This window comes from Clostridium tarantellae (assembly GCF_009295725.1).
Classification (GTDB): Bacteria; Bacillota; Clostridia; order Clostridiales; family Clostridiaceae; genus Sarcina; species Sarcina tarantellae.
In genome coordinates this window covers 1-10,001 of sequence record NZ_WHJC01000119.1, presented here as the reverse complement: position 1 = coordinate 10,001, position 10,001 = coordinate 1, and the positions used below count along the sequence as shown (strand labels likewise).

Genomic DNA, 10,001 nt, shown 5'->3' with positions numbered 1-10,001 from the left:
TTTCGTCAATACTATTCATAGAACCAAATTCCTCCTGTGTTTTATTAGTATTGATTGTATTAATAGTTTGCACAGTTTTTAGGAATTTGGTTCATTTTTTTAAAATTAATTTTTAATTACTTGTAAAATGGTGTATATTTTAATCAAATCTTCTTTTTATTAATTTTATATATCTTTTCTTATACTTACTTCATTGAAACCAACTATGATAAATTCATCTCCATAGTTTTTTTACTAAATTGTTATGCTTAAAACTCATCTTTTATTTCATAATACTTGATTAAACACTTCTATTATATATAATTTTAAGTTCTTTTTTTGTATAACTCTTTATTATTTCCCCAAAATATCAAGTAATTTATTATCTCTCACTTAACGTGCTCACCAGATTTAAGTCCATAAATAAAAGGCTGTCAATTTTATCGACAGCCTAAATCTAATAAATTATTAAATTTATTTTATATTTTGTTAATTATGTTATTAATTCTGTGGATTATTCTCTATTAATTGTGGATTATTTTCTTCATTTGTTAAATTAATTTCTTCTTCATTATCATTACTAGAAATTTTAGCTATTGTAACCACAGTCTCATCCTCTAATGTTCTCATTAGCTTAACTCCCATAGCAGATCTACTTGTAACAGATATATCAGCTGCATTTATTCTTATAGCTACACCTTTACTATTTACAAGCATAATTTCATCTTCATCTTTACAAACAGTCGCACCCACAACTTTACCTGTCTTCTCTGAAATTTTATAAGTTATAAGTCCCATTCCACCTCTATTTTGTATTTTATACTCTTCTAAGTTTGTTCTTTTACCAAATCCATTTTCACTTATAACTAATAATTTTTCTTCAGGAACAGCTATATCCATACATACAGCTATATCATCATCTCTTAAAGAAATAGCTCTTACCCCAGAGGCAGTTCTTCCCATAGGTCTTACATCTTTTTCACTAAATCTTATTGAATATCCATTTTGAGTTACAAATATAATATCAGCATCACCATAAGTAACTTTAACTTTTAATAATTCATCACCTTCTCTTAAATTAAGAGCTATTATTCCTGTTTTTCTTAAATTTTTAAAATCACTCAATGGTGTTTTCTTAACTATTCCCTTTTTAGTTCCCATAAATAAGAATCCATCACTATTTATATCTTTAAGAGATACAAGTGCTTCTATTCTTTCATCTGATTCTAAAGGTAATATATTTATTAAATTTATTCCTTTTGCTGTTCTTCCCGCATCTGGAATTTCATATGCCTTTAATTTATAAACTTTTCCTTTATTAGTGAAAAATAATAATTCTGAATGAGTTGAAGTAACAAATACATTATCAACAAAATCATTTTCTTTTGTTGTCATTGCTTGTATTCCCTTACCTCCTCTTTTTTGAGCAGAATATGCATCTGATGATATTCTTTTTATATATCCTGTATGAGTAAGAGTTATTACAACTTCTTCTTCTTGAATTAAATCTTCTATATCAATTTCATTTTCTTGCTTTTCTATAGCTGTTTTTCTTTCATCATTATATTTTAGTTTTATTTCTAAAAGTTCTTCTTTTATTACACTTAAAAGTTTTTCTTCACTAGATAATATTTCATTTAAATAAGATATTAATTTTATGATTTCATTATATTCAGATTCTATCTTATCTCTTTCTAATCCAGTAAGCCTTCTAAGTCTCATTTCAAGAATAGCAGTTGCTTGTTTTTCACTTAAAGCAAAAGTATCAATAAGCGCATTTTTAGCTATTTCTGAAGTATTTGAATTTCTTATTATACTTATTACTTCATCAATATTATCAAGAGCTATTATTAATCCTTCAAGTATGTGAGCTCTTTCCTTCGCTTTATTTAACTCAAATTTAGTTCTTCTTATTATAACTTCTTTTTGGAAGTTTATATAATGATTTAATATTTGTTTTAAATTCAACACTTGTGGTTCATTATCAACTAATGCTAACATTATAACACCAAAAGTATCTTGCATTTTTGTATGTTTATATAACATATTTAGAACTATATTAGGATTTGCATCTCTTTTTAGTTCTATTACTATTCTCATTCCATCTCTATCAGATTCATCTCTTAAATCAGATATTCCTATTAATTTTTTATCTTTTACTAAATCAGCTATATTTTCTATTAATCTTGCTTTATTAACTTGATAAGGAATTTCTGTAACTATTATTTTATGTCTATTATTTTCTTCTTCTATTTCAGCTTTAGCTCTAACAATAATTCTTCCTCTTCCAGTTTCATAAGCTGCTCTTATTCCGGCTTTACCCATTATAATTCCTGCTGTAGGAAAATCTGGGCCTTTTATGTGAGTCATTAAATCTAAAATTTCGGTTTCTGGATTATCTATTAACCTTATTGTTCCATCAATAACTTCACCTAAATTATGTGGTGGAATGTTAGTTGCCATACCAACAGCAATTCCTGATGATCCATTAACTAAAAGATTAGGAAATCTAGAAGGTAATACAACAGGTTCTTTTTCTTCACCATCAAAGTTAGGAATAAAATCAACAGTATTTTTATTTATATCTCTTAACATTTCTGAAGCAATTTTATTCATTTTTGCTTCAGTATATCTCATAGCAGCTGCTGAATCTCCATCAACTGATCCAAAGTTACCATGACCATCTACAAGCATATATCTCATAGAAAAATCTTGTGCCATTCTAACTAAAGCATCATAAACAGACGAATCTCCATGGGGATGATATTTTCCTAAAACTTCCCCAACAATTCTAGCACACTTTCTATATCCTCTATCAGGATATAATCCTAATTCTTGCATTGAAAATAATATTCTTCTGTGAACTGGTTTTAAACCATCTTTTACATCTGGTAATGCTCTACCAACTATGACACTCATAGCATAATCAATATAACATTTTTTCATTTCTCTATTTATATCAACGGGTATAACTTTTCCCTCGTTAAAGCTCATGTACTTCACCTCATATTAGTACTATATATCTAAATTGCTAACTCTTTTAGCATTTTTTTGTATGAATTCTCTTCTTGGTTCTACTTTATCACCCATAAGAATAGTAAATATCTCATCAGCAGCCATAGCATCTTCAATATTAGCTCTTAAAAGAACTCTTTGCTCAGGATCCATAGTCGTTTCCCATAATTGTCCAGCATTCATTTCTCCTAACCCTTTATATCTCTGAATATTTACACTACTGTCTTTACCTCCAAATTGTTCTAAAATATTATCAGCTTCAATATCTGAATACGCATATTGCTCTCTTTTACCTTTAGAAATTTTATATAATGGTGGCTGTGCTATATAAACATGACCTTTTTCTATTAGCTCTCTCATATATCTATAAAAAAATGTTAATAACAAAGTTCTTATATGAGCTCCGTCAACATCAGCATCGGTCATTATTATTATTCTATTATATCTTATTTTCTCTATATCAAATTCTGGACCTATACCTGCTCCAATAGCTGTAACAATAGATCTTATAGTGTCTGACCCTAAAATTTTATCTAATCTTTGTTTTTCAACATTCATTATTTTACCTCTCAAAGGTAAAATAGCTTGGAATCCTCTATTTCTTCCTTGCTTTGCTGAGCCACCTGCTGAATCTCCCTCAACAATATATATTTCACATTCATTAGGATCTTTTGAAGAGCAATCTGCTAACTTTCCTGGTAATGAACTTCTTTCTAAAACTGATTTTCTTGTAAGTTCTCTAGCTTTTCTAGCTGCATCTCTAGCTCTAGCAGCTAATAAAGCTTTTTCTATTATAACTTTACCCACAGAAGGATTTTCTTCTAGAAAAGTACTTATTCCTTCTCCAGCTATTGAATCAACTGCACTTCTTACTTCAGTATTTCCCAATTTAGTTTTCGTTTGTCCCTCAAATTGAGGTTCTGATATTTTCACTGAAACAACTGCAGTTAGACCTTCTCTAATATCATCTCCAGATAAATTTTTATCAGATTCTTTTAAATGACCAAATCTTTTACCATAGTCATTCATTACTCTTGTTAAAGCAGTTTTAAAACCTGCTAGATGCGTTCCACCTTCAACAGTATCTATATTATTAGCAAAAGTAAATATATTTTCATTATAGCCATCATGATACTGAAGAGATACTTCTACACTAATATCATCTTTCAATCCTTCAACATAAATAGGAGCTTCATGAAGAGATTCTTTATTTCTATTTAAGTAACTTACAAAAGATTTTATTCCTCCTTCATAGAAATATTCTTCTTCTTTTTCTTCTCCAAATCTTTCATCTATAAGTGCTATATTTATACCTTTATTAAGAAATGCTAATTCTCTTAATCTTTGAGATAAAGTTTCAAAATCAAATACAATTTCTTCAAATATAGTTTCATCTGGTTTAAAGTGTACTTTTGTACCGTGCCCATCACTAACACCTATTTCAATTAATTCTGAAGTAACATTACCTCTAGAATATGTTTGCCTCCAAACTTTTCCTTCTCTTGTTACAGTTACATCACATTCTTCTGAAAGAGCATTTACTACGGATGCTCCAACTCCATGGAGTCCACCAGATACCTTGTATCCGCCACCTCCAAATTTTCCACCAGCATGAAGAACTGTCATTATAACTTCTACTGTTGATTTTCTCATTTTAGGATGTATACCAACAGGCATACCTCTTCCATTATCTTCAACAGTAATAGAATTATCTTCATGTATATAAACTTTTATATTTTTACAGTATCCAGCTAAAGCCTCATCGATACTATTATCAACTATTTCATAAACCAAATGATGAAGACCTCTTGTACTCGTACTTCCTATATACATACCTGGTCTTTTTCTAACAGCTTCTAATCCTTCAAGAACTTGAATTTGACTTTCATCATAGGTTTGTTTGTTTTGTTCTAACATACAACTCCTCCTACAAATGTTAAACTTAAACTAAAACTTATTTTATATAAATTTTATCAAGTTTAAGGGTTATAATTTATATCTGTACGCTTTGTTAAAGTTGACGAAGATATTGGCGAAAGATATATTTTGCTCATTTTATCCACTTCTGCTATAACAAAGGATTTAGGTTTTTCTTGGTTTATTCTTTCAACGAACCCATCTTCTTCTGCCATTCTTAAAAATTGAATTGTATCTGAACTATACATAGCTGTTTGAAGATCAAATATACCAATTACATCTTTAATTGGAACTACAACATTTTCTCCTAAGTGTAAAAACACAAAATTCTCCTCCTTTAACCTTGAATAACCCCATCTATAACTCTAAATATTTTAGATTGGTCATCCAAATAATTAGTTAAATCCTCAATTCCAGTGCAAGTTATTATTGTTTGTAAATTCTTAATAGAAGTTAATACATATCTTTTTCTGTTAAAATCTAATTCTGACAATACATCATCTAACAATAAAACTGGATACTCACCTGTAATTTCTTTAATTATCCTTAAAGATGCAAATTTTATAGTTAAAACCGCTGTTCTTTGTTGTCCTTGAGAACCAAAAGACTTTGCATCAATTCCATTTAAAAATATATTAAAATCATCTCTATGAGGACCTATAGATGTCACTTTTTTTTCTATATCTTTTTTTCTATTTAATTCTAATAATTTTATTAATGATTCTTTTATATTATTAAAATCTTTAATTGTAGAAACATATTTAAAATTAATTTCTTCCCGTCCTAAAGTTATGTCTTTGTGAATATTTTTTGAAATTCTATTTAATTTTTCCAAATAATTAATTCTAGATTTAATTATATACTCTCCATACTCAGCTAATTGCATATCATAAATATCTAATATGTATTCATCAATATTTTTATTTTTAAGAACAATATTTCTTTCATTAAGAACTTTATTATACTGAACTAAATTACTATAATATCGCGAGTTTAATTGACTTAACTCCATATCCATAAATTTACGCCTTATACTTGGGGATTCTTTCACTATTCTTAAATCTTCTGGGGAAAACATAACTACATTAAAAGTTCCTATTAATTCTCCAATTTTATTAATTTTAATTGAATTAACAGTTATTGCTTTTTTTCCATCTTTTAATATTTTAACATCTATTTTTTTATCTAAATTACTCTTATGAATATCCACTCTTATAAAAGCAATATTACTATTCCATTCAATTAATTCTTTATCTCTATTTGTTTTATGAGATTTAGCAAATCCACAATAATAAATTGCTTCTAAAATGTTAGTTTTTCCTTGTGCATTATCTCCCATAAAAACATTAACATTGGTTCCTAAATTTATAGCTAAACTTTTATAATTTCTATAATTTAATAATTGCAAACTTTTAATATACATATAAAAACACCTATTTTAATTATAACACATTATTTACTCAATTAGGTTATCTATTAATTAATTAATTTATAAATTTCTCCTTCAAATTCTACAATATCTCCAACTCTTAATTTTTTTCCTCTTTGAATGCAAATTTCATTATTAACCAAAACTTGTTTCTCTAAAATATACATTTTTGCTTCAGATCCTAAAACAACGGCTCCACACCATTTTAAAAAAGAATCTAATTTTATAAATTCAGTATTTATTTTTATTTCATTCATAATTTTAATCAATTACTATTTTAAATAGTTCTATAAACATAAAATAGTAAAATTAACCTCCTACTTATTATTTTTACCATCTATAAAATAACTTAATCACATGTTTATAAATACTAAACATGTGATTACTATTTATTTTGCTATTCTTACAGGTAAAATTAAATATTCACTACAGTTATTATTTTTATTTTTTATAATACATGGAGAAATATTACTTGTAAGTTTTATCTCTATATTTTCATCCTCCATAACTTTTAAAGCATCTAGCAAATATTTAGAATTAAATGCAATTTGTATTTCATCACCTTGCAAGTCAATACTAATTTCTTCTCTAACTTTTCCCAATTGAGAATTAGATGTTATTATTATACTATCATCAATTATATTAAATTTTACTAAATTACTATTTCCTTCTTTAGCCATTAAAGATGCTCTTTCTATACCATTTTGAAGAGTTTGTTTATTAACATTTATTAAAAGTTTATGTTCTTTAGGTAACAATGCTTCATATTTAATAAATTCACCTTCTAAAAGCCTTGAAATAACTTTAGTTTCTCCCATATTAAATAAAATATGATTTGGAGTAAATGTTATATTTACTATTTCATTTGAATCTTCTAATATTTTAGCTACTTCATTTAAAGTTTTTCCTGGTATTACTGCATTTATTGTATTAGATGTATTTATAAACTCACTTCTTATAGCTAATCTATATCCATCTAATGCTACTAAGTTTAAATTTGAATCTTTAACTTCAAATAAAATTCCTTGGAGAATAGGTCTAGTTTCATCCTGTGCTATAGCAAATGACGTTCCTTTAATCATGTTTTTTAATAAACCTTGAGGAATACTAAAAATCATATTTTCATTTATTTTAGGTAAATTAGGAAAATCCTCTGCATTCATATGAAGTAAATCAAATTCTGATTTTTGACATGTAATTTTTATAATGTCATTTTCAATAGTAGTAATTGTTATTAAATCATTAGGTAATTTTCTAATAATTTCTCCAAAAATTTTAGCATCAATAACAACTTTACCACTTTGTAACACATCTGCTTCCATTCTAGTTTCAATGCTTACATCTTTATCAGATCCTATTAACGTAATTATATTATTTTCAGCTTTTATATAAATTCCTTCAAGTATAGACATTGTTGATTTTCCTGTTATAGCTTTTTGAGCTATGTTTATAGATTCTTGTAATTTACTTTTATCACATGTAAATATCAAAGTAAAACCTCCTTTAAGTTATTAACATTTATTTTAACACTAAAATAGATAATATTTAGATAAATATTATAGTAATAGTAGTAGTAGGGCTTGTGGATTTGTGGAAAACTACCTCAAGCTATTTATATGACTAAGTTTTCTAATTTAAAAAGCTGTGGATAAGTCAACAAAAAACTATTAAATTATCCACATTGTTCTTGTGGATATGTTTAAAAAAAAGTTATCAACAAATTATTAAGAAGTTATTATGTATATTATGTTGATTATTTTTGATTAAGTTTTTTTGTTATATCATTTATTATATTTTGTAAAGATTCATCTGTTTTTAAATTTTCAGAAATTTTTTCGTATGCATGAATTACTGTAGTGTGATCTCTTCCTCCAAATTCTTCACCTATTTTAGGTAATGACATATCTGTAAGTTTTCTACTTAAATACATGGCTATTTGCCTAGGATAAGCAATGTTTCTAGTTCTTCTTTGAGATTTTAAGTCTTCAATTCTTAAATTAAAATAACTTGATATAGTATCTTGAATAGTTTCAATAGTAACTGGAGCACCTTGCTTATTAGAAATTATATCTTTTAATGCTTCAGATGCTAAATCTACTGTAATTTCTTTATTTGTAAGAGATGAATAAGCTACAATTCTTATTAAAGCACCTTCTAATTCTCTTATATTTGATTTTATTTTAGTAGCTATATAAACCATTACTTCATTTGCAACATCTAAATTTTCTACATCAGCTTTCTTTTTTAAAATAGCCATTCTAGTTTCAAAGTCAGGAGGCTGAATATCAGCAATAAGTCCCCATTCGAATCTAGAACGTAATCTATCTTCTAAAGTAGGAATTTCTTTAGGCGGCCTATCAGATGATAATATAATTTGTTTGTTTGCATCATGTAACGCATTAAAAGTATGAAAAAACTCTTCTTGAGTTCTTTCTTTACCTGCAATAAATTGAATATCATCAATTAAAAGTACGTCAACTTTTCTATATTTATTCCTAAATTCTTCATTTGTATCATCTTTAATTGCGTTAATAAGTTCATTTGTAAATTTTTCAGATGATACATAAACTACTTTAGCTTTAGGATTTTCTTGAAGAATATAATGTCCTATGGCATGCATCAAGTGTGTTTTTCCTAAACCTACTCCTCCATATATAAAAAGAGGATTATATGCTTTAGCTGGAGATTCTGCAACAGCTAAAGATGCTGCATGAGCAAATCTATTACTATTGCCTATTACAAATGATTGAAAGGTGTACTTCGGATTTAAAGTTGTAGATAACTCATCATTTACAATTAAAGAGCTTTCTTTATTTTTATTATTTTTATTAGCATGTGATTCTTCTTCTTCAAACTCTGATTGAAGAAAAAATTCAATATTGTATTTTTTAGATGTAATTATTTTTAATGCTTGAATTAAAAGATCTTTATATCTTTTATCTAATATTCCTTTAGTAAAATCATTAGGAACACTAAGCTTTAATAAATCATTAGATAAAGAAATAGGTTCACAACTTTTTATCCAAGTATTAAAGCTTATTTCTGATATTTCACCTTTTATAATATTCAAGGTTTGTTCCCATAAATTATTTAATTGGGCTTCCATTTTATATCCTCCAGTCAATAATTTAATCTATACTTAATAAGTTATAAACAAATAATTAACAGGTTATAGTATAACCATATATTTTGCAAATAAAATTATCAACATGTTTATAATTTTGTGGATTAATTGTTATGATTGATAAGTTATCCACATACTTTGAAAAAATATATTAACATAATTAACAATATGTAAAACCTTATGTATACATAGTTTAATTAAAAAAATAAATTTAACTGTTGAAAAAAAAAATATTATCAACACACTTATCCACAATTGTTGATAACTTGTACATATATTTAGATTTATCAACAGAATATATTAATAATAACATAATAAAATATTATCCTTCAATAAGTTATCCACAAAAATCACTTGTTGATAATAGAAAAATAAAACATCATTATAATATTTTGTGTATAAAATTAAGTTTATTGTTTAAAACTTAAATTTATTAAGCATAAAAATTAATATTAAACATTTAAAAAATTGTTTTTATAACTAAAATAGACATAATTAAAATATGTTTAAAAAGTTATTAACAGCTTAGGTTTATTA

General features: G+C 26.2%; 7 protein-coding genes. All 7 read right to left on the bottom strand.

Annotated elements, in window-relative coordinates:
- Nucleotides 1–480: 480 nt before the first annotated feature.
- On the bottom strand, nucleotides 481–2,973 hold the full coding sequence (gyrA, locus tag GBZ86_RS08945; protein WP_152889846.1) for a DNA gyrase subunit A: 2,493 nt from the start codon (nucleotides 2,971–2,973) through the stop codon (nucleotides 481–483).
- 21 nt (nucleotides 2,974–2,994) lie between these two features.
- A complete protein-coding gene (gyrB, locus tag GBZ86_RS08940) occupies nucleotides 2,995–4,911 on the bottom strand; it encodes a DNA topoisomerase (ATP-hydrolyzing) subunit B (RefSeq protein WP_152889843.1) in 1,917 nt (638 codons plus the stop codon).
- 62 nt (nucleotides 4,912–4,973) lie between these two features.
- Complete coding sequence (remB, locus tag GBZ86_RS08935; RefSeq protein WP_327444734.1) at nucleotides 4,974–5,234, bottom strand: extracellular matrix regulator RemB; 261 nt, start codon at nucleotides 5,232–5,234, stop codon at nucleotides 4,974–4,976.
- 14 nt (nucleotides 5,235–5,248) lie between these two features.
- Entirely contained in the window at nucleotides 5,249–6,334 is a 1,086-nt protein-coding gene (gene recF / locus GBZ86_RS08930; RefSeq protein ID WP_152889840.1) for a DNA replication/repair protein RecF, read from the bottom strand.
- Nucleotides 6,335–6,387: 53 nt separating this feature from the next.
- Nucleotides 6,388–6,597 carry a S4 domain-containing protein YaaA gene (gene yaaA, locus GBZ86_RS08925; RefSeq protein WP_152889838.1) on the bottom strand — a complete coding sequence of 70 codons (210 nt, stop codon included), beginning with the start codon at nucleotides 6,595–6,597 and terminating at the stop codon, nucleotides 6,388–6,390.
- A gap of 132 nt (nucleotides 6,598–6,729) precedes the next feature.
- The gene (dnaN, locus tag GBZ86_RS08920; RefSeq protein WP_152889835.1) at nucleotides 6,730–7,830 is read right to left on the bottom strand and encodes a DNA polymerase III subunit beta; all 1,101 of its coding nucleotides are present in this window, start codon (nucleotides 7,828–7,830) and stop codon (nucleotides 6,730–6,732) included.
- Between the two features lie 263 nt (nucleotides 7,831–8,093).
- The gene (gene dnaA, locus GBZ86_RS08915) at nucleotides 8,094–9,446 is read right to left on the bottom strand and encodes a chromosomal replication initiator protein DnaA (protein ID WP_152889833.1); all 1,353 of its coding nucleotides are present in this window, start codon (nucleotides 9,444–9,446) and stop codon (nucleotides 8,094–8,096) included.
- Between the last annotated feature and the right edge of the window lie 555 nt (nucleotides 9,447–10,001).